The following is a 24,184-nucleotide window of genomic DNA, read 5'->3' as shown; positions in this document are numbered from 1 at the left end:
TCGACCATGGTTCCTCGGTACCTTTCCCCATCCCTGCTCCTCGCCGGCGCGCTCGTGCTGCCAGGGTGCGCCCGCGCGGCCGGCACCGCGACCACCGCCGACGCCGGCAAGGTCGTGGTCGCCTGCGGCGCCACGGAGGAGTGGTGCGCGGCGATGACGAGCGCGTTCACCGCCGCCACCGGCATCAAGTCCGAGTTCGTCCGCCTGTCCAGCGGCGAGACGCTGGCCAGGATCCAGGCCGCCAGGTCCGATCCGGAGTTCGACGTCTGGCACGGCGGCCCCGCAGACGGCTACGCCGCCGCGGCCGCGCGCGGCCTCCTGGACAAGTACGTCTCGCCGAACGCGGCCGCCATCCCCGGCAGGTACAAGGCCGCCGACGGCACCTGGACCGGCGTGTACGTCGGCGTCCTGGGCTTCTGTTCCAACACCAAGGTGCTCGCGGAGAAGCGGCTGCAGGCCCCCGAGTCGTGGCAGGGCCTGCTGGATCCGGCGCTCAAGCAGGACGTCGGCATGGCGCATCCGTCCACCTCGGGCACCGCGTACACGACGCTGTGGACGCAGGTCACGCTCCACGGCGGGAACGTCGACCAGGCGCTGGCGTACATGAAGCGGCTGCACCCGAACGTCCTGCAGTACAGCAAGTCCGGCGTCTCTCCCGCGCAGCAGGTCGCCAGGGGCGAGGTCGGCGTGAGCGTCGTCTTCTCCCATGACTGCGTGGCGACCAGGGAGCAGGGATTCCCCGATCTGCGGGTCACCTTCCCGGCCGAAGGTACGGGCTATGAGGTGGGCGGGGTCGCGCTGATCAAGGGGGCGCACGATCCCGTCAGCGCGAAGAAGTACATCGACTGGGCGCTCACCCCGGCGGCCCAGGAGATCGGGCCGAGTGTGCGGTCGTACCAGGTGCCGACCAACCCGAGGGCCAAGCGGTCGGACAAGAGCGCCGACCTGGCGGCGCTGAAGCTGATCGACTACGACACCACCGCCGCGGGGGAGCACAAGCTGGAGCTCACCCGGCGGTTCGACTCCGAGATCGCGAAGGCGCCGAAGTCGTGACGCGTCGGCGTCGTCGCGAGACGAGCGTGCTGGTCGCGATCATCGCCTGCGTCGCGCTGGTCCTGGTCGGCAGCGTGTTCCCGATCGGCGCGGTGCTGGGGACCGCGCTGTCGCCGGAGGCCTGGCCGCGCTACGTGGCGTTCTTCACCTCCTCGACCGACCTGCGGATCCTGTGGAACACGCTGGTCCTGGGCGTGCTGGTCGGCCTGGCCGGCACCGCGATCGGCTTCCTGTTCGCCTTCGTACAGGCCCGGCTGGACGTGCCGGGCAAGAAGGTGCTGCACCTCATCGCGCTCATGCCGGTGGTGAGCCCGCCCTTCGCGGTGGCGACGGCCGCCATCGTGCTGTTCGGCCGGCGCGGGCTGGTGACGCACGAGCTGTTCGGCCTCGAGTACGACATCTACGGACTCGACGGGCTGGTGTTCGTCCTGTCGCTGTCGCTGTTCCCCGTCGCCTACCTGGGCCTGCTCGGCATGATGCGCAGCCTGGATCCGGCCATGGAGGAGGCCGCCATGACCCTCGGCGCCGCGCGGTGGCGGGTCTTCCGCACGGTGCTGCTGCCGCTGCTGGCGCCGGGGCTCGCGGGCCCGTTCCTGCTGCTGTTCGTGGAGGCCATCGCCGACCTGGCCAACCCGCTCGTCGTGAGCGGCGACTACACGGTGCTGGCCAGCCGCGCCTACCTGGCCGTCACCGGCGAGTACGACACCACCAGCGCCGCCGTCTACAGCCTGATCCTGCTGGTGCCCTCCATCGGGGTGTTCGTCGCACAGCGGTACTGGCTGAGCCGCAAGGTCCGCACCACGGTCACCGGCAGGCCGTCCGGCGCCGTGCACCTGATCACGGGCTGGGCCCGCTGGCCCGTGCTGGCGCTGGCCGTGCTCGTCTCCCTGGTCATCGTGGCCCTCTACGGGACGGTGATCGCGGGCGGTGTCACGCGGGTGTTCGGCGTGGACTACGCGCTCACCTTCACCCACCTGCGCGAGGTGCTGCTCGGCGTGGGCCAGGAGGCGCTGAAGGACACGACCCTGCTGGCCGCGATCGCCACCCCGATCGCGGGCGTCTTCGGCCTGCTCATCGCCTGGCTCGCGGTCCGGCACCTGCCGCGGTCCGGCGGCTGGCTGGACTTCGCCGGCACGCTGGGCGTCGCGGTGCCGGGGACCGTGCTCGGCATCGGCTACCTGCTGGCCTACCGGCCCAGCCGCTACGTCGGGGACCTGGAGGTGCTGCCGGGCCTCGTGGGCGGGAGCGCGGTGGCCGGCGGAGCGGTCGCGATCGTGCTCGCGTACGTCGTCCGGTCGGTCCCGGCCGGGCTGCGTACGGGCACGGCGGCGCTGTCGCAGCTGCACCCGAGCCTGGAGGAGGCGTCGAAGGGCCTCGGCGCCGGGCCGCTGCGGACGTTCCGCACGATCACGCTGCCACTGGTCCGGCCGGCCCTGCTGACCGGGCTCGGCTACGGCTTCGCGCGCTGCATGACCTCCCTCTCGACGATCATCCTGCTCGTCACCCCCGGCACGCACATCATCACGTCACAGATCCTCAGCGCCGCGAACACCGGCCGCTACGGCGTCGCCTTCGCCTACTGCACGGTGCTGACGGCGCTCGTCCTGGCCGGGTTCGGGATCATCCGGCTGCTCGTCGGCCGCACCGCCACCCTTCACCGTGTCTCAGGAAGGTACGAACGATGACGGACGACACCCGGCGCGGCCGCCTCTGCCTCGACAGCCTGACCAAGGCGTTCACTCCCCAAGGGAGGGAGCCGGTCGTCGCGGTCGACTCGGTCTCGCTCGAGGTGGCGCCCGGCGAGTTCATCACGCTGCTCGGGCCCTCCGGCTGCGGCAAGACCACGACGTTGCGGATCGTGGCCGGCCTGGAGGAGGCGTCGAGCGGGCACGTACGGCTCGACGGCGACACCATCGACCACCTGCCGCCGCAGCGCCGCCCGATGGCCATGGTGTTCCAGAGCTACGCCCTGTTCCCCCATCTGAGCGTCAGCGAGAACATCGCGTACGGCCTGCGGACCCGGCGCCAAGACAAGGACGAGCTGGACTCCGCACTCCACATCGCGCTCATCAGCATGAACCTCGTCGGCCTTGAGCACCGCAGCCCGCACGAGCTGTCCGGCGGCCAGCAACAGCGCGTGGCGCTCGCCCGCGCGCTCGTCGTCCAGCCCGAGGTGCTGCTGTTCGACGAGCCGCTGTCGAACCTGGACGCCAAGCTGCGCGGCGCCATGCGCGCCGAGATCCGCCGCATCCAGCGCCGGCTCGGCATCACCAGCCTGTACGTCACGCACGACCAGGACGAGGCGATGACCATGTCCGACCGCGTCGTGGTCATGAACAAGGGCCGGATCGAGCAGGCCGCCAGTCCGGCCGACATCTATTTCCGGCCGGCGACCGTGTTCGTGGCGGACTTCATCGGCCGGGCCAACTTCATCGAGGTCGTCCCGGCGCGCGTCGAGGCGGGCAGCGCGGCGGTCACCGCGCTGGGGCGGGACCTGACGGTCGCGGCCCACCCCGAGGTGCGGGCGAACGCCGCCACCTACCTCATGCTCCGGCCGGAGACCCTCTCGCTCACCGCGGCTCCGGAGGGCGGCATCGGCTCCGTGCTGCGGGCCACGTTCCACGGGCACAGCGTGGACTACGAGGTCGAGACCGGCGCGGGCACGCTGGCGGTGACCGTACCGGGACCCGACCCGCGGTGCCTGCTGGCCGAGGGCACGAACGTGACCGTGGGGATCGATCCGGCGCGGGCGTACGCGCTGGTCAAGTCCTGATCTTCGGCGGGGCGTCCGGTGACCGATGGAACGGGATGGAACGCCTATCGGGCGTAGCCCATCAATCGAACCACGGGGAGATCCCATGAAGAAACTGCTGGTCGCGCTGGCTGCCGCGACGCTGGCCGGTTCCGGCGTCGTCGCCGGCGCCGCCGTCACCGCGCTGCCCGCCTTCGCCAATGCCCAGATCGGCGCGCTGTTCGACGGATTCGCCAGAAACCTCGACGAGAACATCGCGCTCGCCGACGCCGAGACCGCCGCCAGGCAGAACGCGCTCAACCATGGGTTCACGGATTGCTCGGTGTTCGAGTCGGTGGTTTCCCAGGACGCGAAGACGCATGTGTTCTTCGCGCTGGTCACGGTCCGCTGCGAGGACGTGTCCAAGTAGGGCGCCCGCCGGCCCATCGGCCCTCGGCGATGGGCCGGCGTGGTGGTCAGACGCTGCGCAGGACCGAGACGACGATGCCCAGCACCGCGGCGTCGTCGCCGTCGATGATGTCGTAGGCGGGATTGCGTGGTTCGAGGTGGACGTGCCCGTCGCGTCGGCGGTACACCTTGACGGTGGCCTCGCCGTCGATCATCGCGGCGACGATCTGGCCCGAGTGTGCCTCGGGCTGCTGCCGCACCACGACGATGTCGCCGTCGCAGATCGCGGCGTCGATCATCGAATCGCCCCGTACGCGCAGGCCGAACAGATTGCCGCGGCCGGTGAGATCGCGGGGCAGGGTCAGCCTGTCGTCCAGGTGCTCGTCGGCCGGGATGGGGCTGCCCGCGGCGATGTCGCCGACCACGGGCACGGTCACCACGTCGCCGGCCGGTTCCGGTGCGGCGGCTCGCAGGAACAGCCGCACGTCGATCGGCCGGGTCATCGTCGTGCTCCGGCGGAGGAAGCCCTGCTCCTCCAGGCTCTTCAGATGTTTCGACACCGACGAGGACGACCGCAGCCCGACCGCGCGGCCGATCTCGCGGGTGCTCGGTGGATACCCGTGCCTGACCACCCAGTCCCGGATCGTGGCCAGGATCCGCTGCTGGCGCTGCGGCAGGGCCGAGAAGTCCAGGTACTCGAACGCGTCGGGATCGTCGTAGGTGGTCACGTACGAAATGCTAACGTCAGGCGGAGGTCCAGGCCCGGCGACTCAGCAGTCGTCGGGGCCGCTGTCGTAGCAGCCCTTCACCTTCCACTTGCCGCTGTAGTAGGCGCCGCCGCTGCTGGCCTTGCTTACGCCACCCTTGACGGCAATGCCGCCCGGTAGGTAGGAACAGGACGAAGTGGAGCAGAAGTAGCCGTAGACCCGGAAATAGGTCTCAAGCCCGGTGGTGCAACGGACGCTCACAGAGTGGTCGGTGCTCGCGGTCTTGGAGCAGCCGCCCACCGCTGCGGCGGGGGAGGCGGTGCCACCGACGAGGACGGCGGTGCCGAGAACGAGGCCGGCGACGCCGGAAAGGATCTTCTTCGTCATGGACGTTCATGATCGTCGGTGGATGCCGCTTTTCACAAGTGGCGAGCGTGATTTTGTCTCTCCGTCGATCAGAGCCAGCCCTGCTGCTTGGCGAGCAGGGCGGCCTGGAAGCGGTTCGCGGCGCCGAGCCGGTCGAACAGGTCGGCCACGTGCCGCCGGTACGTCCGCAGGCTCACGCCCATCTCCCTGGCCGCGATCTCATCCTTGTCGACGCTGGACAGCAGGTGCAGCACCTGCCGCTCCCTGGGGGTGAGGCTGGCGGCGGGGTGGGGTTCGAGGTCCGCCGCGTGCGTCCATACCCGCTCGAACAGGTCCACCATCGTCGCGACGGCCCCCGCCTGGGAGATCATCAGGACGCTCTGGGAGTCGTCGTCCGGCGTGGCGGGGACGAAGGCCACCGAACGGTCCACGATCACCATCTGCTGCCCGGCGTCGTCGACGAGCCGGTGGTGGTCGCCGGCCCGGTGCAGCGTGAGGCTGTACTCCATCAGGGCCGGGTCGGCCAGGCTCTTCCGGGGGATGATGGTGCGCCAGCGGACGCCCTCGCCGAGCCGGTGAAGGTAGGCGGGCAGCAGGTCCGGGCGGGGACGCCGCCGATCGGACCGTACGGTCAGCACCTCTCGCGCGTCGAGCGCCAGGGACCAGATCCGCTCGTTGATCAGGTCGATGCCGTCGATCCGCTCGATCGCGACCGTACGGTCGGGCCCGCGGCGTTCCGCGCTCAGCTGGTGCAGCGCCTTCCAGGCGTCCGCGATGCGGCGCTGCTCCGCGCTCGTCTCCAGCAGGCGCCGCCTGATCAGGCGGCTGATCCCGATCTCCGGATCAATGGCGACGGGCCGGCCGTCCGGATCCAGCCGCACGAGTTCCAGCGCCACCAGCCGCTCCAGCGCCGCGCCTACGTCCACCAGGTCCGGGTCGCCCGCCGTCGCCTCACCGCCGCATAAGAGGGCGTGGTACACGGTCTCGTCGAGCGCGGTCAATCCGAGACTACTGAGGCTCATGTGTGGCTCCGAACAGTGCGACAGGGGCCGACGCGGTAAGCCTGCGGATTGGCAGCAAACTGCGCAGTCGTGCAGTTTGATGCCAGTCCCGCATGCTTACGCCCGTTGATCGTCAGTCGTTATTGTCCTGCTGTCGGCATAGATGATCACCCATATCGCCTATGTCGGCTGTCACCGGCATCCCCAGCCGCCGGTCCGCACCACGAGGAGGATCCCTATGTTCCGTGCTCTCAACAGGATGAGCGACCGTCTGCTCGGCAGGCTCCTGCCCTCCACCACCGCCGAGGCCGATGTGTGCTACTGGCACCCCTCCGGCTTCAGGTGCTGCATCATCGCCGGCAGGACGTACTGCGGCGTCTAAGCCAGAGCCGGTCCGCACCAAGAGGAGAATCCGTATGTTCCGTGCTCTCAACAGGATGAGCGACCGTCTACTCGACAGGCTCCTGCCCTCCACCACCGCCAGAGCCGAACCCTGCTGGTGGGACCCCATCCTCCGGATGACGTGCTGCCTCTACTCCGGCACCAAGTACTGCCACCTGTGATGATGTGAGCCCTGAGCATCGCTGATGACAAAGGAGCACGGCGCCGACCGGACGGGTCCTTCGCCGGTGCCGTGCTCCTCGCATTCTCCAGCGGGATCCCACATGCGCTCCTTTCGCCACCTCGTGCCCGTACACACCCCGCTCCGCTGAACCGTAAGGGACGCCGATGCCCTACCTCGTGGCCGCCGTCGTAGGCGACGGACCGACGCTGTCGATTCCCGCGAAGGTCTGACCGGCATGGCGGACTCCACGCTCGGGCGGGTCCGGGTCGCCGCGGCCCTCGCCTGGGCGGCCCATCCGGCGGCGACCGTCGCCGCGGCGGTCCTCGGCGTCCTCGCCGGCGCGGCGCCGGTCGCGACCGCCTGGCTGACGAAACTCGTGCTCGACGCGCTGGCCATGGGCGAGGGTGCCGCCGCCCTGGTGCCGCTGGGGGTCGGCCTCGGCCTGGCGGGCCTGGCGGTCATCGTGCTGCCGCACGTGTCGGTGTACGCGCAGGCGCAGCTGCGTAGATCGCTGCGCCTGCTCATCTACGACCGGCTGTTCCGGGCCGTCAACCGCCATCCAGGGCTCAGCCGCTTCGAGAACCCGGCCTTCCACGACACCCTGCGGCTGGCGTACGAGTCGAGTCACAACGCACCGGACCGGCTGGTCGTCGGCGCGCTGACGATCGGCCAGGCACTCATCACCTTGTCGGGTTTCGTCGTCACGCTGTTCGCCGTCAGCCCGGTCATGGTGGCCGTCATCGTCGTCGCCGCGCTGCCCTCGCTCCGCGTCCAGCTCATGCTCAGCCGGGAGCGGGCCGAGGTGATGTGGCAGATCACCCCGGCCATGCGCCGCCAAGTGTTCTTCGGCGACCTGCTCACCAGGCCGGAGGCAGCCAAGGAGGTGCGGCTGTTCGGCCTGGGCGACTACCTGCGCACGCGGATGCTCGACGAGGTGAGCGGCGTCAACCGCGCCGAACGGGACGTCGATCGCCGCACGCTGCGCAGCCAGGGCATGATGGCGCTGCTCGGCAGCGTCGTGGCGGCCGGCGGGTTGCTGTGGGCCATCCTCAGCGCCGCCTCCGGAGGCATCAGCGTGGGCGACGTGACGGTGTTCGTCGCGGCCGTGGCCGGGGTGCAGATGGCCCTGACGGCGATCGTCAGCCAGTGGGCGGACGCGCACAACGCCCTGCTCATGTTCGGCCACTACACGGCCGTGACCGACGCCGAGCCCGACCTGCCCGTTCCGGCCGAACCCACCCCGCTGCCCGGGTTGCGCGACGGGATCGAACTACGCGACGTGTGGTTCCGCTACAGCGAGGAGCATCCCTGGATCCTGCGCGGGGTGGACCTGTTCATCCCGTCCGGGCGCACGGTCGCCCTCGTCGGGGTGAACGGCGCGGGCAAGAGCACGCTGGTCAAACTGCTGTGCCGGCTGTACGACCCGGTCAAAGGGCAGATCAGCTGGGACGGGGTGGACCTGCGCGACGCGAGCCCGGACGAGCTGCGCGGCCGGATCGGCGCGGTGTTCCAGGACTACATGGACTACGACCTCACCGCCGCCGAGAACATCATGCTGGGCGACCTGACCGCCGCCGCCGACCATGACCGCGTCCACGACTCGGCCCGCCAGGCGGGCGTCCACGAGGTGATCACCGCACTGCCGCGCGGGTACGACACCATGCTCAGCCGCGTCTTCGGCGACCGGGACGACCAGGCCGGGGTCGCCCTGTCCGGCGGGCAGTGGCAGCGCCTGGCCCTGGCCCGCGCCTTCATGCGGTGGCGCCAGGACCTGCTCATCCTGGACGAGCCCAGCTCCGGCCTGGACGCCGAGGCGGAGCACGAGGTGCACAGCAGCCTGCGGCGCTACCGCGGCGACAGGACGAGCGTGCTCATCTCGCACCGGCTCGGCACCGTACGGGACGCCGACCTCATCGTGGTGCTCAGCGACGGGCGGATCGTCGAACGCGGCACGCACGACGAGCTCATGGCGGCGGGCGGCGAGTACGCCCGCCTGTTCACCCTGCAGTCCAGCGGCTACGAACGCGGCCCCGCGCCCGAGGACGATGCGCCCGGGGACGGCGGGCCCGGCGACGGCGGGCCCGAGGACAGCCTCCGCACGGCCACGCCCAGCACTCGGTCGGCCGGCAGGTAGCCCCAAATCCGGGAGTCGGCGCTCGACGTGCCGTCTCCCACGACGACGAGCGCGCCCTCGGGAACGGCCGCCCCCGGCTCCGCCCGCACAGCCGCCACCACGTCCGCCGGCACCGGGTCGCCCGCCAGCGCGGTCACCCGCTTGATGACCCAGGCCGCGGCCTGTGGCGCGGGCAGCGGACCCGTCCTCCACCCTGTGCGTCCCGCCGGCTCGAACACCACCACCTCACCGCGCCCCACCTCACGCGCGGCGGCACGGCGGACCAGCACCCGGTCACCCGGCCGGTACGTCGGCCACATGCTCATCCCGCTCACCCGCACGACCACGAACCGGCGCCGGGCGACGACCACCGCCGCGACCAGGACGGCGACGAGCACCGCCACGAGGATGAACGCGTACCACACGAGCCTCACTCTAGGCGAAAACGATCAATACCCGTCGGCTTAATACCGTCGAACCAAGCAGTTCACCTCCTCGAAACCCAAGGTGAGCGCCCGCTGGGTAGAGTCCCGCCATCCTTGACAACGTTGACCCATTCATCGGCACAGCGGCGACCGACCTGCCCAGGGCACGCGGTCTGGCCGCCACTTGGTGGTGGCCGAAACCCCAGGTCGGCAACACCCACCCGGGTGCCACCTCGCCGCTGGGCATGGTGTCGGCCTGTGCCTACTCGGGCGCCTACCCCACCGGCTACGGGCGCTACACGAAGAACACCGAGGGCGTGCCCGAGGAGATGTTCGAGCGGCTGCAGGCGTCCGGGTTCACCCATTTCCAGCAGTCCGGCACGGGCGCGATCCGCAAGTACTACAACTACGTGCGCGTCACCCCGATGGTGCAGCCGCTGGACATGCTGGGGGAGGCGTGGCCGCTGCACGACGAGGTGGCGGAGGCGGGCTACTACGCGGCCACCCTGGACACCGGGGTCCGCTGTGAGCTCACCGTGGGCCCCAAGGTCGCGGTGCATCGCTACACGTTCCCGCAGCACAGCAGCGCCCGTGTGGTGATCGACCTGTCCTGCGGTGGCCTGGCCATCGAGCTCGGCCGGACCGTGCCGTTGCGGGCACAGGTGGAGAGCATGGGTCACGGCCGGGCCCAGGGCACGGTGGTGATGGAAGGCGTCCCGCTGTCGGTGTACGTGGAGGTCGACAGCCCAGGCTGGCGGCAGATGCTCTGGTACGACCGGCGTCTCATCGACGGCGGCACCCGCCTGGACTTCGACAGCATCCGGCACACCACGCTGCGCCCGTTCGGCCTGCTCTTCATGGGCCCGGCCGCGCCGGGGCAGACCATCGAGGTGCGGCTCGGGTTCTCGCTGCGCGGCTGCGACCAGGCGCGCCAGAACCTCGAGCGCGAGTGCGGCTATGCCCAGCCGGCGTTCGACGCGGTACGTTCCCGGACCCGGGCCCGCTGGCACGAGCACCTCGACCACGTCCAGGTCGAGGGCGGCACGCCGGCCCGCCGCACCGTGCTCGCGACGGCGCTCTACCACGCGCTGATCAAGCCCTGCTTCGCCGACGACGAAAGCCCGTTCTGGCCGACGCCCGGACCGTTCGCGTTCGACGTGTGCACCATGTGGGACATCTACAAGACACAGCTGCCGCTGCTCGCGGCCATCGCCCCGGACCGGGCCGCGGACCTGCTGGAGTCGCTGATCCGGGTCTGCGAGGAGGAGGGCAACTTCCCCATCGGCTACCGGATGGCCCGCGGCGCCGACCGGTTCTTCCGCCAGGCCAGCGCGCTCGTCCACACCGCGCTGGCGGACGCCCACGCGCTCGGCCGGACCGGCCTGGACTGGAACTGGGCGCTCGTGCACATGGTCGGCGACCTGCACCGTCTGTACGGCGAAGACTTCTTCGAGCACGGAGTCGTGCACCCGATCACGCACACCCTCGACCTCGCCTACGCCCACCACTGCACGGCCCAGGTCGCCCGGGCGCTGAACGACCGGGGTCTGGCCGACGATCTCGAGGAGCGCGGCCGACAGTGGTCCAACGCCTTCGACCCGGGCACGGGGCTGCTGCGCGACTCGGAGTTCTACGAGGGCGGCAAGTGGAACTACTCGTTCCGGCTGCTGCACGACATGGCCGCGAGGATCGCCCTGGCCGGCGGCGACGGGGCCTTCATCGACAAGCTGGACAGGTTCTTCGGTTTCGGGGCCGTGCCGGTGACGCAGCCCGGCCGCCGCCCGCGGGCGGCGGAGATCAGGGCCGGATACGCCCTGAACCGGTTCGAGGGGTTGAACAACGAGCCCGACATGGAGACGCCGTGGGCCTACCACTACGCGGGCCGCCCCGACCGCACCGCCCAGGTGGTGCACGCGGCGCTGACCTGGCAGTTCGGCACCGGACCCGGCGGGCTGCCCGGTAACGACGACTCCGGCGGACTGAGCTCGTGGTACGTCTGGGCGTCGCTGGGGCTGTTCCCGATCGCCGGCCAGAACCTGTTCCTGGTCAACGCGCCCGCCTTCCCCCGGGCCGTGCTCCGGGCCGGCGGCAACGAGTTCGTCATCGAGACCAGTGGGCACCGTGAGACGCCGATCGGGGTCGACGGCATCGATCGTGACCCACCGGCCCAGTACGTCCAGTCCGCGACCCTCAACGGCAAGCCACTGCACGCGACACACCTGAGTGCCGTCACCGTGCACCGCGGCGGCCTGCTGCACCTGCGGCTGGGCCCGGAGCCGTCGGCCTGGGGACGGGGGATCCGCCCGCCGTCCCTGTCAAATCCCTCCCGCGACACCTGAGGAAGCACGATGATCCACCCCCGTCGCCGTCTCGTCATCGTGGTCCGGGCCGACCCGGTCATCTGCGGTCACTCCGGCGAGGCCCGTAACCTCGCCGAGGTGGCGCTGACCCGTGGGTTCGACGAGGTACGGCTGCTGACCTGGCCCATTCCGGCGCTGCGGGCGGCCGGGCTGCCGCTCAAGCCGCTGGACCGGCTGCTGCCGTACAGCGCCGGGATCACCGTGGAGCGGCCGGAGCCGGTGGGGGACTACCGGGTGCCGGACGGCCGGCACCTGGCCGGCCTCACCGGCCGCCTCGTCGAGCTGCTCGCCGAGCCGGTGGCCACGACCTGCCTGTCCATGTACCTCGTGCCGCACACCGCGGTGGTCATCGACGCGGTCGCGGCGGCGCGCGCGGCCGGGTTCGCGCCCGACGTGCGTACCGTGGCGAAAGCGGTCGGCTCCGACGTGACCAACGTGATCCGGTCGTGCCTGCGGGACGGCCGGTTCGGCGCGGCGACCGTGCTGTTCACCACGTTCCTGGCCAACGACGAGGTCGTCGCGGTCTCCGAGTACACCCGGGACGAGATCATCGCCTCGGCCGAGCAGGTGGACGCCTACTGCGGCACCAGGTTCGCCGAAGAATGCCGGCGCCGGGTGACCGTCAGCTACCCGCCGATCGACTCCGCCGCCTTCCTCGACCGGGATCCGGCGCGCGTGGACGCCGCACTCACGCGACGCGGCCTGGAGCGTGACGGGTACATCCTGTTCCTGTCCCGGGTGACGCGGGCCAAGGGGATCCACGACCTGGTGACCGCCTTCGGCCGGACGCGCTGCCGGTCGCGGGTGAAACTGGTGGTCGCCGGCACCGGGCCTTCGCTGGAGGAGGTGCGGGCGATGGCCAAGGAGGACGACCGGGTGGTCTTCCTCACCGATGTCGACGATGACGAGAAGTCGCTGCTCATGCGCGGCTGCGCGGCCTACACCCTGCCCACCAAGCCCGAGCCCGACTTCGTCGAGACGTTCGGCATCGCGCTGGCCGAGAAGATGCTGGCCGGCGGCGGACCGATCATCACCACCGACACGGGCGGCACCCTTGAGGCGGTCGGCGACACCGCCGTCATCGTCGAGCCCGGGGACATCACCGGTCTGGCCGCGGCCGTGGACCGGGTGGTGCTGGACATGTCCGCCGCCGAGCGGCAGGACCTGGAGCTGCGCGCCCGCACCCGCGCGATGGCCTTCGACCGGGCCGCGGTGTTCGACGGCCTGTTCCCGGAGACGGCGCCCACCATCTACCGTCACACCGCCTGACGCTAGTCCAGGTCCAGGTCCGAGCCGCCGAACCGGTCCCGCAGGAAGCGGCCCTGGTCACGCAGCGCCTGCTCGTCCCCGCGGTGAATGGCGTCGGAGACCCTGCGTAGCTGCGTGTCGAGGAGGGCGAGCTGGGCCAGCAACTCCTCGTGCGCGCTCCGCTCGCGGTCCGCCCGCCGCGTCAGCGCGTACCCCCGGGGCAGGTTCGCGTACGCCTCCAGGCTGGCGGGCAGGTAGCTGCGGATCGTCTGCGACACGACGTGCAGCTGGTCCGGCGAGGAGGCCAGTTGCTCGGCCCGCCCCAGCACGCCCCTGATGACCTCGGCCAGCGCGTCCACGGCCGTGTGCACGTCGGCGGGGAAGCGACGGTCGATCCGGCGCAGCAGCGCGTCGAGGTCGGCCCGCAACCCCGCCGTCTCCACCTCCGCGTGCGAGATCGTCAGCCGCACCCGGTCCGGCGGCGCGAGCAGGGCGCCCACCCCGTACAACGCCGCCACGACCACCGGCCAGAACGCCCCCGCCAGCCCCAGGAAGTGCGCGGCGAGGCCGAGCAGCGCCAGCACGGAGCCGACGATGTTCCTGGTCGAGCCCAGGTACCGCAGCACCCGGTCACTGATACCCACGGATCTCCTTGAAGGCGCCGCTCAGCGAGCTGGACCGCGCGTCGAACACGGCCCCGCCGGTCAGCGTCGCGATCTTGCGCATCTCCTCGACGTCACTCTCCCCGAACAGCACCACGAACGTCGGCGTGTGCCGCCGGGCCTCGGGCAGCAGCCGGTAGCGCGTCGCGAAGTCGTCGTAGCCGGAGCCGTTGGAGTTCTCGCCGTCGGTCATCAGCACGATCGAGGAGTAGTGGCCGGGCAGGGCGGGCCGGTCGTAGGCGGCCGTGAGGCTGTCGTAGATCGCGGTGCCGCCGGACGCGTTCAGCCCCTCGGCGAACTGCTTGATCCGCGCCAGCACCGGCGCCGGGTCGCGTTCGGGGACGGTGAACGGCACCGGTGTGCCCGCTCGGCTGTTGAACGGGATCATCGTCACCGTCTCCCGGTTGCGGAAGCGGGAGAACGTTCCGGAGGCGGAGGTGTCCGCGCCGGTCAGCGCGATCAGCGCCTGCCGCAGTGCCTGGATGCGGTCGCCGTCCATCGAGCCGGAGGTGTCCAGCACGAACAGCGCCTCCGCGGGTACGCGCGCCTGGTCGAGGTAGGTGGCGATCAGCTCGTCCGCGGTGCGGCGCTGGTTCGGGAACGGCAGCTCGATGAGCTGCGCCGAGCCGAACCGCGGATCCAGCGCGACGCCGGGCACGATGGGCCGCCGGTGCGTGCCCGTCATGATCTCCTTCTGCACGGCCGGCGTACGCAGCCAGGCGGCCAGCTTGCCGTACAGCTCCTTCTTCTTCTCAAGAGCGGAGGCGAGCAGCGTGAGCGGATAGTCCGCGCTGACCACGCCGTCATCGGGATAGACGAGGGTGAGCGGGTCGCGCAGGCCGAGCAGGACCGACTCGTAGTTCACCATGCCGTCGACGCGGGGGTCGCGGGCGTAGGCGTCGGCCAGCCAGCCCGACGAGCCCGCCGTCAGCCGCTGCGCCGAGAAGAACTCCTTCAGCTTGGGCGTCACCGTGCTGACCTGCTCGGCGCTGAGCGCCCCGTCGGCGTCGGACAGGGCGGCCGCCACCCCCACCAGCGCGGAGAATCCGGAGTTGGAGGAGGCCGGGTTCGTCATGCCGAAGCTGAACCGCCCGCCCTTGGCCGCCGTCGCGATGTCCGTCCACGAGACCGGCCCCCGGTCCCAGCCCAGCTCCTTGGCCTTGGCCGGCTTGAGCCCCAGCACGACGGGGGAGGCCATGATCTTGGTCTGGGTGGACAGCTTGGCCGGGGCGCCGTCGATCAGCGACAGGTAGCGGTTGGCGGAGAACCAGATCGCGTCGAACCGGCTGTCGGCGCGGCCGCTCGCGACCTGCTCGGCGCCGTCGAGCGTGCCGGTGTACGTCAGCCGCACCCGCACCCCGATCTCGTCGGCGGCCCGGCCGAGCAGCGGTTCGAGGTCCTTGATCTCGCTGCCCGCCAGCACCCGCAGCACGTCGGGCCCGTCGCCGGAGTCGTCATCTCCCGCCGAGCAGCCGCCGGCCAGCAGGGCCGCCGCCAGCGCGACGGCCGTGAGCGTCCTTCTCATTGGGCGGACTCCTGGGCCCGCTCCAGGTATGTCCTGGCGTGCGCCAGCTCGGCGCCCAGGCTGTCGACGGTGGCCGCCATGCTGTCCACGGCCTGGGCCCGGAACGTGTCGATCTGGTCCATGGTCGCGTACACGTTGTCGAACGCCTTGCGCAGCGTGTCCAGGTCGACGGTCGTCGAGGCGGCCTGGTTCTGGATCTCTCCGGCCTGGGTGCGCAGCATCTCGCTGGTGGCCAGGATCAGGTCGCTGGTGGTCGCGTTCAGCGCGGTGATCTGGTCGAGCACCAGCTTCTGGTTGGCCAGCGCCTGCGCCACCGTCACCGCCGTCCGCAGTGCGGCGACCGTCGTCGTGGTCGCCCGGTCGACGCCCTTGCTGAGCTCCAGGTTGTTCTTGCGTACCAGGTCGAGCGCCAGGTAGCCCTGGGCCGAGACGGCCAGCTGGGTGAGGAGGTCCTGGTGCTTCTGCCGTACGGCGAACAGCGCGTCGGAGCGCAGCGCCGTGGCCCGCTGCTCGTCGGCCAGCGCGATGCGTTCCTCCAGGGCGGTGTCGATCGCCTTGGCCATGACCGCGTACTCCTGCAGGCGCGTCATCGCCTCCCACAGGTTCGCCTTCTCGCCCTCGATGGCGGCGTTGTCGCGCAGCAGCTCGTCCTGGCCGGACTTGAGCGCGCGGATGATGTCGTCGATGTGCTTCTGCGCCGAGTGGTATTTGGCGAAGTAGTCGCGCAGCCGGTCACCGAACGGGATCAGCCCGAGTAACCTGCGCGTCCCGCTCGCGGCCTGCTTGGGGTCCAGATCCACGATGGTGCGGCGCAGCGCGACGAGCCGGTCGGCCACCCTGGCCTGGGCGTCGGCGCCCTCGCCCCGCGACGCGCTCAGCGCCGCGACCGGCCGCTTGAGCATGCGGTTGGCCACCTGGGATGCGGACCTGATCTCGGTGTCGCCCATCGAGGAGATGTCGTGCACCTTGCGGGCGAACTCCGGCGAGCGCGGGTCGAGCCCGTCCAGCTCACCGGCGAAGTCCTGGGCCTTGGCGGCCAACTCGGTCGCGCGCTCGCCGGACAGCGGCAGCATGGTGGCCGCCGTCTCGACCGGTACCGGCGTGACCGGCGCGGGTGGCGTGAGCACCAGATCGGACACGTGGGGGATCTCCTTGCTCAAGGTCGGAAGGTCTGGCTACGGGCGGGACGCGGCGTCGACCGTGGTGATCAGCTTGTCCAGGCGCTCGTAGGTGGGCGGCTCGACGACGTCCACCAGCTCGGCCGCCCGCGCCCCGGTCTTGGCGACCTGGTCGGCGAAGGCGCGGGGGTTCGTCGTGCGGAAGCCGTGCGCGGCGGCCAGCGCGAGCAGTTCGGGGTCTTCGGTGAGCAGCCGGCCCACCCGCGTCCCCGGCTCGGCCAGCGGGACCAGGGTGTGCTTGCTGAGCACGGTCGGCGAGGGATAGACCAGCCGCATGTCCGGCTTGATCGCCCCGTCCGCGGCGAAGACGTGTGACAGGTACTGCGCCTCGTAGACGACCAGCATCGGCGTCTTGCCCGCGCCGAGCGCCAGGTAGTCGTCGAACGAGGCCTCGCTCGTGGTCTCGGAGAAGCCCTGGTCGAGCACGACCGGCGCGACGATGGGCGCGATCTTGGCGATCTGGGCGTCGGAGCTGATCACGTCCTCGCCGTTGGCGACGTAGCCGAGCGCCGACAGGTACATCGCGGCGCTGTTCGAGGTACGGATGTCAGTGGTGGTAAGCAGTACGCGCTTTCGCGCCTTATAAAGTGAATTGCCGGGAATCTGATCCCACCGAGTGCCTTTGGCTACTAACTCCAGATATTTCTTTATATCTAGGGTTTGGTAGCCCTTGCCGGAATCAGTGAGCACCCCCACCTTGGCCAGGAGTCCGGCGATCGGCTCGAAGGTGGCCACCGCCATCGGCGAGTAGAACGGCGAGAACGTCGTGGTGGCCCGGCGATCGCGCTTGATCTTCTCCGCCGCCGGGACGCTGGAGGGGAAGGCGAAGGCGTAGCGGCTCAGATCCACGTCGGTGACGATCTGCCGCGACCCCGCGGTGTCCACCTCGACCTGTAACCCGTGCTTGGCGAAGGCCGCCTTGACCCGGGGATCGTCGAAGAACGGCCGCTTCTCCGAGCCGATGACCCCCCGCACCACGGTGACCCCGGGCCCCTGGTTCCCGATGATGATCGCGACCGCCACCACCCCGGCGAGAACGGCGGCCAGAGCCACGCCGATCCACCGCTTCATCGCATCCCATTTCGTGAAATGGCCCCCCATGACTGGAATTATGGGAGGGCGATTGTCGGCGGTGCGCGGTGGAAGGGCGAGCTTACGGCAGAATTCACCCGCCGTTCACGGAGCGTCGCCGCTGGTTCAGCTGACCTTGGCGGCGGGAGCGGTGTAGGTGTTGCACGCCGACGGCGAGGCCGCGTCGAAGCCGCGTCGCTGCCAGTAGACGCGGTTCTTCGCCGTTCCGAACCCCTTGTAGTTTCCCTCCACCGCGTGCCGGTTGATGAAGTACTCGGAGCCGTGCGCACGGGAGTGCCCCAGCGAATCCCAGACACTGCCGATGAACGCGCCGGCCAAACAGATGCTCTGGAGCGAGCCCTTGGTGGTGAGCGCGAGGGCTTTGGCCTTGGGCAGTTTCTTGACGGCTCGATCTTCCTGGTCGACGATGCCGACCATGTTCTGCGCGTGATATCCGTAGCCGATGGAGAGGCTTTCCAGAATTCCCGGGCTGTCGAGCTCGTCGGCCAGGCCGTAATCGGTGAGCATCAGGTAGATGGTCTTGTTGGGGATGCAGTAGAGGCTGTAGACGTCATCCGGGTGGTAGACGCCGCAGGCGGTCTTGATCCGATCGCCGAACTTCACGACCACCTTGGCCTTCTGATACCGGAACCCGGCCTTCTTCACCTGCGTCGACCAGGCCTTTTCCTGGCATGCGGTAATGGCTTCGACGTACAGGCGGATCGCGTCGTGATCCTGGTTGACCTCAGGCTCTTCGCACGTCTGGGCGGGGAGTTTGCCCGTCTGATAGAGCGGGTTCTTCGTGAAGGGGGAGGGGGGTGGGGGCCGCGTGGGCGGTGCCGGTCAGCGATAAGAAAGTGACCAGGGCGGCGGCGAGAATGCGCATGAGAACGCACCCTAGTGGATCATGCAGTTACGGTCATGTCAGCGCGTAACCCTTCCTGTCACAGATATTGACGGGTGTGGCGAAGGAAGTTACGTTTCGTCGGCAGATCGGGGGCCCTAGCGTCACACAAGGAGCCAACCCATGATCCGAAAAACGCTGACGTTCTGTGCGATCGCCGCGTTACTCATCGGACTCCCCACCGCCGCCCAGGCGGCCGACGCCACCCGCACCCCAGGGTCGCCCACCTACACCGTGACTCTGACCAGCAACTCCTCGGGCACCACGTGGACCGGCCACGAGAGCGTCAGCTTCACGAACCTGTCCGCCGACCCCCTCAACGAGGTCTACCTGCGTCTGTGGGACAACTACCACGGAAGCTGCCCGTCCACCCCGATCACGGTCACGAACGTCAGCGGTGGCACGGCGAGCCCGCTGACCGTCGCCTGCACGGCACTGAAGATCACCCTCCCGACGCCGCTCGCCAAAGGACAGAACGGCTCGGTCGGCTTCGACCTGAGCATCGTCGTACCCAGCGGCGCAGACCGGTTCGGCCACGACGGCGCGTACAACTTCATCGGCAACGCCCTGCCCGTGCTGGCCGTACGAGACGGCGCCGGCTGGCACCTGGACCCCTACACCAACAACGGCGAGTCCTTCTACCAGCTCGCCAGCGACTACCGCGTCACCCTGGACCACCCAAGCTCGCTGCTGGTGCCCGCGACCGGCACCTCCGTGGACACGCCCGGCAGCGCCGGCCGGACGATCACGACCGCGACGGCCACGCACGTCCGTGAGTTCGCCTGGGGAGCGGGCGCGTTCGCCAAGACCACCGGCACGACCAGCACGGGCGTCACCGTGAACGTCTACCGCGTCAGCGGCATCAGCGCGGCCAGCGCCGCCTCGATGATGACCACCGCCACGGGCTCGCTGGTCGCCCACGCCGGCCGCTTCGGCGCCTACCCCTACGGCGAGGTCGACATCGTCCTGGACAACAACTTCTGGTTCGGCGGCATGGAGTATCCGGGGTTCGTGCTCGACCTGGTCAGCTCCACCGCGCTCGCCCACGAGCTGGCCCACCAGTGGTGGTACGGCATCGTCGGCGACGACGAGTACAACACCCCGTGGCTGGACGAGTCCTTCGCCGACTACGCCACCGACCTGTACCGGGGCGTCACCGGCACCAACTGCTGGAACAGCGTCTCCTGGCAGTCATCGGCCGAGCGGATCAGCAACTCGATGGCCTACTGGGACGCCCATTCCAGCAGGTACGGCACCGTCGTCTACACCTACGGCAAGTGCGCCCTGCACGACCTGCGCCGCCTGATCGGCACGTCGGCCATGCAGACGCTCCTGCACGACTACGCCGCCTCCCACTGGTACGGCATCTCCACCGTGGCCGACTTCAAGGCCGCCGCCCAGGCCGCCACGACGGTCGACCTGACCTCGTTCTGGACCACGCACCGCATCTAACCCGTCAGCGCCCAGCCGGCCACGGTGGTGACATCCGCCTGATGGGGAAACACCTTCTCCGTCAGTACGCGATGCACCTCCGGGTCGGCGTCGAGGCAGCCGTCGGCCAGGACGGTGAGGCCGAAGTCCAGGTCGGCCGCCTGGCGCACGGTGGACAGCACGACGCCGCTGGTGGCGATGCCGGTGAGAACGAGATGATCGATGCCGCCGGCCCGCAGCACCATGTCGAGGTCGCTGCCGGCGAAGGCGCTGACGCGTCGCTTGGTGACCAGGATGTCGCCCGGTTCGGGTGCCACGTCCGGATGGATCTGGGTGGCCTGGTCGTCGTCGCCGGCCGGTGACGTGCCGCCCGCGAGCCTGCCGAACATCTTGTTGCGGACGCTGATCTCCGGGCACCCGGGGCGGAACCCGACGACCACATAGATCACCGGCACGCCGCCCGCGCGGGCGGCGCCGATCGCCTCGCCCAGGCGCGGCAGGTAGGCGGGATCGGGGTAACGGTCGACGACGGCGCGTTGGACATCCATGACGAGGAGAGCCTGCTTGGCCACTGTTGCCCTTCCGGAAATAAGTCATCGGCTGATTACTTGGCAGCATAGCATCATGTCAACCGGTGATTACTTGCCGGCGTCGCAGAGCTATGCTGCGGTGACATGCCGGAGTTCCCGGCTCGATGACGTCGCGAGGGAGGTCGCCGGTGGCGGCGAGAAAGACCGACGGGTCCGCGGACGTCGCCGCCGGACAGCCCGCCGGAGGGCGCCGGCGGCGGGACGCGGCCGCGACCCGTGAGGCGCTCCTCCAGGCCGCGCGCGACCGGTTCATCCGCCTGGGGTACGACCGCACGACACTGCGGGACGTCGCCGCCGACGTCGGGGTCAACCTCGCCCTCATCAAGCGGTACTTCGACTCGAAGGAGGGCCTGTTCAAGGCGGCGCTGGCCGGCACGCCCCGCTTCCTGGGGGGTGCGGGCGAGTTCCCGCAAGACCGCGCCGCCCTCGCCGAGGCCCTCAGCCGCCAGTTGGCGGCCGGCGCCTGGCCGGAGTTCGGCGAGCACCCGGTGCTGCTGTTGCTGCGCGTCTCCGGCGACGAGCGGGTGGACAGCCTGCGCAGGCAGGCCCTGCGGGACTTCAGCCGGCGGGTGCTCGAAGCCTCGGGCGCGGCGGGGGACGACGACGAACGCCTGCTGAGGGCCGAACTCCTGGTCGCGCTGGGCGTCGGCATCGCCGTCGTACGATCCGCCGTCGGCCTGCGGCCCTTGGCCGACGCGACCGCCGACGAGCTGATCGGCCCGCTCCGCGACGTCGTCGACGGCCTGCTCGCGCCCCCTCGGCCGGGCGACGCCGTGTGACCGCTCCCACCTGAAAGTTTCACCCCCGACCTCCGCTTTCCGGGCTTATTTAGTTTGTTGACTTGACATACCTATTGCGGTGCTCCTTTCTCGGTGGCGACGAGGAAGGAGAACGCGAATGTTCGTACGGTTACTCGCGGGCCTCGCCCTGCTCACGGCGACCGCGATCGCCTGGGGAGCACCGGCGCGGGCCGCGGACGTGCCTGTGGCGGGCGGCGTCTACCAGCTCAAGGTGACCAAGAGTGCCATGTGCCTGGACGTGGTGGGTGGCTCGAAGGACAACGGCGCGCTGTTGCAGCAGTGGGGCTGCACCTCTGATGCCTGGCAGCAGTTCGCCCTCACCTCCGCCGGGTCGGAGGTCTACACGATCCGCAACGTGAACAGCGGCCGGTGCCTCGACGTGCCGAACGGAGCGACGACCAGCGGGCTGCGGCTGCAGCAGTGGGGCTGCGGCGACGGCACCAAGCCCAACCAGCACTGGCGGCTGACCGCGTCCGGCACCGGCACGTACCAGATCGTCAGCGTCGCCACCGCCCTGTGCGTGAGCGACCAGGGCGCCTCCACCACCTCCGGCGCCGCGATCATCCAGGAGACCTGCACGGCCAACACCAACAAGCAGTGGGCCTTCACCGCCGCGGCGAGACCCACGGTGGCGGCTGACGGCTCCGGCACCTACCGGACCGTGCAGGCGGCCATCGACGCCGTGCCTGCCGGGAACGCGAGCCGGGTCACGATCACCATCGCGCCCGGGTCGTACCGGGAGATCGTCCGGATCCCCTCGACCAAGCCGTACATCACGCTTCAGGGCCTCGGTTCTTCGGCGGCCGGTGTTGTTATCGTTAACAACCACTACGCGGGCCAGTACGGGACATCCGGCAGCGCGACCGCGTTCATCGACGGCCACGACTTCGTCGCCACCAACCTGACGATCTCCAACGACTTCGACGAGAACCCGAACGTCAGCGGTCACCAGGCGGTGGCGCTCAACCTGACCGCCGACCGGGCCCGCCTGACGAACGTGCGACTGCTCGGCGACCAGGACACGTTCCTGGTGAACAACTCGGCCCGCGCCTACGTCGCCGGCTCGTACGTGGAGGGCACCGTCGACTTCATCTTCGGCGGCGGCACCATCGTCTTCGACAACTGCGACATCTACGAGAAGCGGAGCACCGGCGGCCCGGTCACCGCCGCGAGCACCGACGCCGGGAAGACCTACGGCTTCCTGTTCTACAAGTCCAGGATCGCCGGAGCGGCCTCGGCCGGGACCACCACCCTGGGCCGCCCCTGGCGCCCCGACGCCCAGGTCCTCTACCGGGAGTCCACGCTCAGCTCGGTGATCAACACCGGCCAACCATGGACCGACATGTCCTCCAATTCCTGGAAGAACGCCCGCTTCCTCGAGTACCGGAACACCGGATCGGGAGCCGGGACGAACTCCAACCGCCCGCAACTCGCCGACGCCCAAGCGCCGAACTACACCCCGCAGAAGTACCTCGCCGGGTCCGACGGCTGGAACCCCATTGGCTGACCTCCGGAGGAGAACCATGAACATCCGCGCTCGCGCGGCCGCCTTCGCCATCCTCGCCGTCCTGGCCTCGCTCGGAGTCGCGCCCGCTCCCGCCCTGGCGGCCACGCCCGTGGCGGGCGGCGTCTACCAGCTCAAGGTGACCAAGAGCGGCATGTGCCTGGACGTGGTGGGTGGCTCGAAGGACAACGGCGCGCTGTTGCAGCAGTGGGGCTGCACGGCTGACGCCTGGCAGCAGTTCGCCCTCACCTCCGCCGGGTCCGAGGTCTACACGATCCGCAACGTGAACAGCGGCCGGTGCCTCGACGTGCCGAACGGGGAGGCGACCAGCGGGCTGCGGCTGCAGCAGTGGGGGTGCGGCGACGGCACCAAGCCCAACCAGCAGTGGCGGCTGACCGCGTCCGGCACCGGCACGTACCAGATCGTCAATGTGGCCAGCGGCCTGTGCGTGAGCGACCAGGGCGCCTCCACCACCTCCGGCGCCGCGATCATCCAGGAGGCCTGCACCGCCAACAGCAACAAGCAATGGCTGTTCGCCCCGGTCTCCGCCGGCCGGACCTGGCCGAACACCGCCGACGGGTTCGCCGCCACCAGCGGCGACGGCCTGACGACCACCACCGGCGGCGCGGCCGGCGCCACGGTCACCGTCTCCACCTACGCCGACCTGGTCACGTACGCCACCGCCAGCGCCCCCTACGTCATCAAGGTCAACGGCGCGATCACCGTCACGCCGTACGGCACCGAGATCAAGGTCGCCGCCAACAAGACCATCGTCGGCGTCGGCACCAGGGGCCAGATCGTCAACGGCGGCTTCTTCCTCGGCACCGGCGTCAGCAACGTCATCATCCGCAACCTGACCATCCGCGACACCCGCATGGCCGACGACGACCCCGACGACAAGGTCTACGACTACGACGGCATCCAGCTCGACACCGCCCACCACATCTGGATCGACCACAACACGATCACCCGCATGAACGACGGCCTGATCGACAGCCGCAAGGACACCAGCTACCTCACCGTGAGCTGGAACGTCCTGTCCGAGAACAACAAGTCCTTCGGCATCGGCTGGACCGACAACGTCACGGCCCGGATGACGATCCACCACAACTGGATCCACGACACCAACCAGCGCAACCCCAGCACCGACAACGTCGCCTACGCCCACCTCTACAACAACTACCTGCAGAACATCACCTCGTACGGCAACTACTCGCGTGGCGCCACCAAGATGGTGATCGAGAACAGCTACTACGACAAGGTCAAGGACCCCTACTACCCCGACTCCACCGCCCAGCTCCGGCAGAGCGGCAGCATCCTGGTCAACTGCACCGGCAAGCAGACCACCAGCGGCTCCGCCTTCACCCCGAGCTCGTTCTACTCCTACGTCCTCGACCCGGCGGCCGACGTGCCGTCCCTGCTCAGGACGTACGCGGGGCCCCAGGCGAACATCGGCACCTGACCCCGGCGACCGCCCGCGTCCGTCGAGCCGACGGGCGCGGGCGCTCGTTGCCGATTTCCGGGCCGGCCCTTGCCTGATCG

Annotated in this window: 22 protein-coding genes and 1 pseudogene; 13 read left to right on the top strand and 10 right to left on the bottom strand. The window is 69.9% G+C overall.

The genetic code is table 11. The features are described 5' to 3' along the window. Positions 1-6: 6 nt before the first annotated feature. The 4 genes from KME78_RS54390 (at position 7) to KME78_RS54375 (ending at position 4,214) form a co-directional block, all read left to right on the top strand. Positions 7-1,053, top strand: coding sequence for an ABC transporter substrate-binding protein (locus tag KME78_RS54390; protein WP_219537923.1), 1,047 nt, complete (start codon positions 7-9; stop codon positions 1,051-1,053). After that, positions 1,050-2,738, top strand: a complete 1,689-nt coding sequence (locus KME78_RS54385; RefSeq protein WP_219537922.1) for an ABC transporter permease — start codon at positions 1,050-1,052, stop codon at positions 2,736-2,738. The genes KME78_RS54390 and KME78_RS54385 overlap by 4 nt, the downstream gene beginning before the upstream one ends. Beyond that, positions 2,735-3,826: an ABC transporter ATP-binding protein gene (locus KME78_RS54380; protein ID WP_219537921.1), complete on the top strand. Its 1,092-nt coding sequence runs from the start codon at positions 2,735-2,737 to the stop codon at positions 3,824-3,826. The genes KME78_RS54385 and KME78_RS54380 overlap by 4 nt, the downstream gene beginning before the upstream one ends. Positions 3,827-3,911: 85 nt before the next feature. Then, positions 3,912-4,214 carry a hypothetical protein gene (locus tag KME78_RS54375; protein ID WP_219537920.1) on the top strand — a complete coding sequence of 101 codons (303 nt, stop codon included), beginning with the start codon at positions 3,912-3,914 and terminating at the stop codon, positions 4,212-4,214. 46 nt (positions 4,215-4,260) lie between these two features. Here KME78_RS54375 and lexA read toward each other — a convergent pair whose 3' ends face one another. From lexA to KME78_RS54360, 3 genes are all read right to left on the bottom strand, one after another. Next, on the bottom strand, positions 4,261-4,920 hold the full coding sequence (gene lexA, locus KME78_RS54370) for a transcriptional repressor LexA (protein WP_308127492.1): 660 nt from the start codon (positions 4,918-4,920) through the stop codon (positions 4,261-4,263). A gap of 42 nt (positions 4,921-4,962) precedes the next feature. Beyond that, complete coding sequence (locus tag KME78_RS54365; RefSeq protein ID WP_219537919.1) at positions 4,963-5,286, bottom strand: hypothetical protein; 324 nt, start codon at positions 5,284-5,286, stop codon at positions 4,963-4,965. 68 nt (positions 5,287-5,354) lie between these two features. After that, the gene (locus KME78_RS54360) at positions 5,355-6,287 is read right to left on the bottom strand and encodes a helix-turn-helix transcriptional regulator (protein WP_219537918.1); all 933 of its coding nucleotides are present in this window, start codon (positions 6,285-6,287) and stop codon (positions 5,355-5,357) included. A gap of 217 nt (positions 6,288-6,504) precedes the next feature. On the opposite strand from KME78_RS54360, the gene KME78_RS54355 reads away from it, so the two are divergent. From KME78_RS54355 to KME78_RS54345, 3 genes are all read left to right on the top strand, one after another. Further along, entirely contained in the window at positions 6,505-6,648 is a 144-nt protein-coding gene (locus tag KME78_RS54355; protein ID WP_219537917.1) for a hypothetical protein, read from the top strand. Between the two features lie 34 nt (positions 6,649-6,682). Then, on the top strand, positions 6,683-6,829 hold the full coding sequence (locus KME78_RS54350) for a hypothetical protein (RefSeq protein WP_219537916.1): 147 nt from the start codon (positions 6,683-6,685) through the stop codon (positions 6,827-6,829). Between the two features lie 237 nt (positions 6,830-7,066). Further along, positions 7,067-8,965 (top strand): ABC transporter ATP-binding protein, encoded by a 1,899-nt coding sequence (locus tag KME78_RS54345; protein WP_219537915.1) that lies wholly within the window; start codon positions 7,067-7,069, stop codon positions 8,963-8,965. Here KME78_RS54345 and KME78_RS54340 read toward each other — a convergent pair. After that, a complete protein-coding gene (locus KME78_RS54340; protein WP_219537914.1) occupies positions 8,848-9,369 on the bottom strand; it encodes a S26 family signal peptidase in 522 nt (173 codons plus the stop codon). The genes KME78_RS54345 and KME78_RS54340 overlap by 118 nt on opposite strands. Before the next feature lie 110 nt (positions 9,370-9,479). Here KME78_RS54340 and KME78_RS67695 point away from each other — a divergent pair, with 110 nt between their 5' ends. Both KME78_RS67695 and KME78_RS54330 read left to right on the top strand, forming a co-directional pair. Further along, on the top strand, positions 9,480-11,708 hold the full coding sequence (locus tag KME78_RS67695) for a glycoside hydrolase domain-containing protein (RefSeq protein WP_308127498.1): 2,229 nt from the start codon (positions 9,480-9,482) through the stop codon (positions 11,706-11,708). A 9-nt stretch (positions 11,709-11,717) separates the two neighbouring features. Next, positions 11,718-12,998 carry a glycosyltransferase gene (locus KME78_RS54330; RefSeq protein ID WP_219537912.1) on the top strand — a complete coding sequence of 427 codons (1,281 nt, stop codon included), beginning with the start codon at positions 11,718-11,720 and terminating at the stop codon, positions 12,996-12,998. Positions 12,999-13,000: 2 nt separating this feature from the next. Here the strand turns inward: KME78_RS54330 and KME78_RS54325 are convergent, their stop codons facing one another. From KME78_RS54325 to KME78_RS54305, 5 genes and pseudogenes are all read right to left on the bottom strand, one after another. Then, positions 13,001-13,621, bottom strand: coding sequence for a hypothetical protein (locus KME78_RS54325; protein WP_219537911.1), 621 nt, complete (start codon positions 13,619-13,621; stop codon positions 13,001-13,003). Beyond that, a complete protein-coding gene (locus KME78_RS54320) occupies positions 13,608-15,164 on the bottom strand; it encodes a VWA domain-containing protein (protein WP_219537910.1) in 1,557 nt (518 codons plus the stop codon). Before KME78_RS54320 ends, KME78_RS54325 begins: the two co-directional genes overlap by 14 nt. Beyond that, positions 15,161-16,303 (bottom strand): toxic anion resistance protein, encoded by a 1,143-nt coding sequence (locus tag KME78_RS54315; protein WP_219537909.1) that lies wholly within the window; start codon positions 16,301-16,303, stop codon positions 15,161-15,163. The genes KME78_RS54320 and KME78_RS54315 overlap by 4 nt, the downstream gene beginning before the upstream one ends. Positions 16,304-16,339: 36 nt before the next feature. Continuing rightward, positions 16,340-17,443, bottom strand: coding sequence for a hypothetical protein (locus KME78_RS54310; protein ID WP_246654523.1), 1,104 nt, complete (start codon positions 17,441-17,443; stop codon positions 16,340-16,342). Between the two features lie 96 nt (positions 17,444-17,539). Continuing rightward, a pseudogene (locus tag KME78_RS54305) lies at positions 17,540-18,151 on the bottom strand (neutral zinc metallopeptidase); the annotation flags it as partial. Positions 18,152-18,440: 289 nt separating this feature from the next. Here KME78_RS54305 and KME78_RS54300 point away from each other — a divergent pair. Continuing rightward, positions 18,441-19,769, top strand: a complete 1,329-nt coding sequence (locus tag KME78_RS54300) for a M1 family metallopeptidase (RefSeq protein WP_219537908.1) — start codon at positions 18,441-18,443, stop codon at positions 19,767-19,769. Here KME78_RS54300 and KME78_RS54295 read toward each other — a convergent pair. Further along, the gene (locus KME78_RS54295; protein ID WP_219537907.1) at positions 19,766-20,296 is read right to left on the bottom strand and encodes a cysteine hydrolase family protein; all 531 of its coding nucleotides are present in this window, start codon (positions 20,294-20,296) and stop codon (positions 19,766-19,768) included. The two genes, KME78_RS54300 and KME78_RS54295, sit on opposite strands and share 4 nt — an antisense overlap. 170 nt (positions 20,297-20,466) lie before the next feature. On the opposite strand from KME78_RS54295, the gene KME78_RS54290 reads away from it, so the two are divergent. From KME78_RS54290 to KME78_RS54280, 3 genes are all read left to right on the top strand, one after another. Then, positions 20,467-21,117 (top strand): TetR/AcrR family transcriptional regulator, encoded by a 651-nt coding sequence (locus KME78_RS54290; RefSeq protein ID WP_219537906.1) that lies wholly within the window; start codon positions 20,467-20,469, stop codon positions 21,115-21,117. 118 nt (positions 21,118-21,235) lie between these two features. Continuing rightward, complete coding sequence (locus tag KME78_RS54285) at positions 21,236-22,645, top strand: pectinesterase family protein (RefSeq protein ID WP_219537905.1); 1,410 nt, start codon at positions 21,236-21,238, stop codon at positions 22,643-22,645. 16 nt (positions 22,646-22,661) lie between these two features. Then, a complete protein-coding gene (locus KME78_RS54280; RefSeq protein WP_219537904.1) occupies positions 22,662-24,104 on the top strand; it encodes an RICIN domain-containing protein in 1,443 nt (480 codons plus the stop codon). Positions 24,105-24,184: the final 80 nt, after the last annotated feature.

Source organism: Nonomuraea guangzhouensis (assembly GCF_019396345.1).
Lineage (GTDB): Bacteria > Actinomycetota > Actinomycetes > Streptosporangiales > Streptosporangiaceae > Nonomuraea > Nonomuraea guangzhouensis.
This window is presented reverse-complemented; position numbering and strand designations above follow the sequence as displayed.

What these genes read in the sequence shown, in the direction of transcription:
- KME78_RS54390 (WP_219537923.1), top strand. Translation starts at nt 7, where the DNA reads ATGGTTCCTCGGTACCTTTCCCCATCCCTGCTCCTCGCCGGCGCGCTC.
- KME78_RS54380 (WP_219537921.1), top strand. Translation starts at nt 2,735, where the DNA reads ATGACGGACGACACCCGGCGCGGCCGCCTCTGCCTCGACAGCCTGACC.
- KME78_RS54375 (WP_219537920.1), top strand. Translation starts at nt 3,912, where the DNA reads ATGAAGAAACTGCTGGTCGCGCTGGCTGCCGCGACGCTGGCCGGTTCC.
- KME78_RS54365 (WP_219537919.1), bottom strand. Translation starts at nt 5,286, where the DNA reads ATGACGAAGAAGATCCTTTCCGGCGTCGCCGGCCTCGTTCTCGGCACC.
- KME78_RS54360 (WP_219537918.1), bottom strand. Translation starts at nt 6,287, where the DNA reads ATGAGCCTCAGTAGTCTCGGATTGACCGCGCTCGACGAGACCGTGTAC.
- KME78_RS54355 (WP_219537917.1), top strand. Translation starts at nt 6,505, where the DNA reads ATGTTCCGTGCTCTCAACAGGATGAGCGACCGTCTGCTCGGCAGGCTC.
- KME78_RS54350 (WP_219537916.1), top strand. Translation starts at nt 6,683, where the DNA reads ATGTTCCGTGCTCTCAACAGGATGAGCGACCGTCTACTCGACAGGCTC.
- KME78_RS54345 (WP_219537915.1), top strand. Translation starts at nt 7,067, where the DNA reads ATGGCGGACTCCACGCTCGGGCGGGTCCGGGTCGCCGCGGCCCTCGCC.
- KME78_RS54330 (WP_219537912.1), top strand. Translation starts at nt 11,718, where the DNA reads ATGATCCACCCCCGTCGCCGTCTCGTCATCGTGGTCCGGGCCGACCCG.
- KME78_RS54320 (WP_219537910.1), bottom strand. Translation starts at nt 15,164, where the DNA reads ATGAGAAGGACGCTCACGGCCGTCGCGCTGGCGGCGGCCCTGCTGGCC.
- KME78_RS54310 (WP_246654523.1), bottom strand. Translation starts at nt 17,443, where the DNA reads ATGGGGGGCCATTTCACGAAATGGGATGCGATGAAGCGGTGGATCGGC.
- KME78_RS54300 (WP_219537908.1), top strand. Translation starts at nt 18,441, where the DNA reads ATGATCCGAAAAACGCTGACGTTCTGTGCGATCGCCGCGTTACTCATC.
- KME78_RS54295 (WP_219537907.1), bottom strand. Translation starts at nt 20,296, where the DNA reads ATGGATGTCCAACGCGCCGTCGTCGACCGTTACCCCGATCCCGCCTAC.
- KME78_RS54285 (WP_219537905.1), top strand. Translation starts at nt 21,236, where the DNA reads ATGTTCGTACGGTTACTCGCGGGCCTCGCCCTGCTCACGGCGACCGCG.
- KME78_RS54280 (WP_219537904.1), top strand. Translation starts at nt 22,662, where the DNA reads ATGAACATCCGCGCTCGCGCGGCCGCCTTCGCCATCCTCGCCGTCCTG.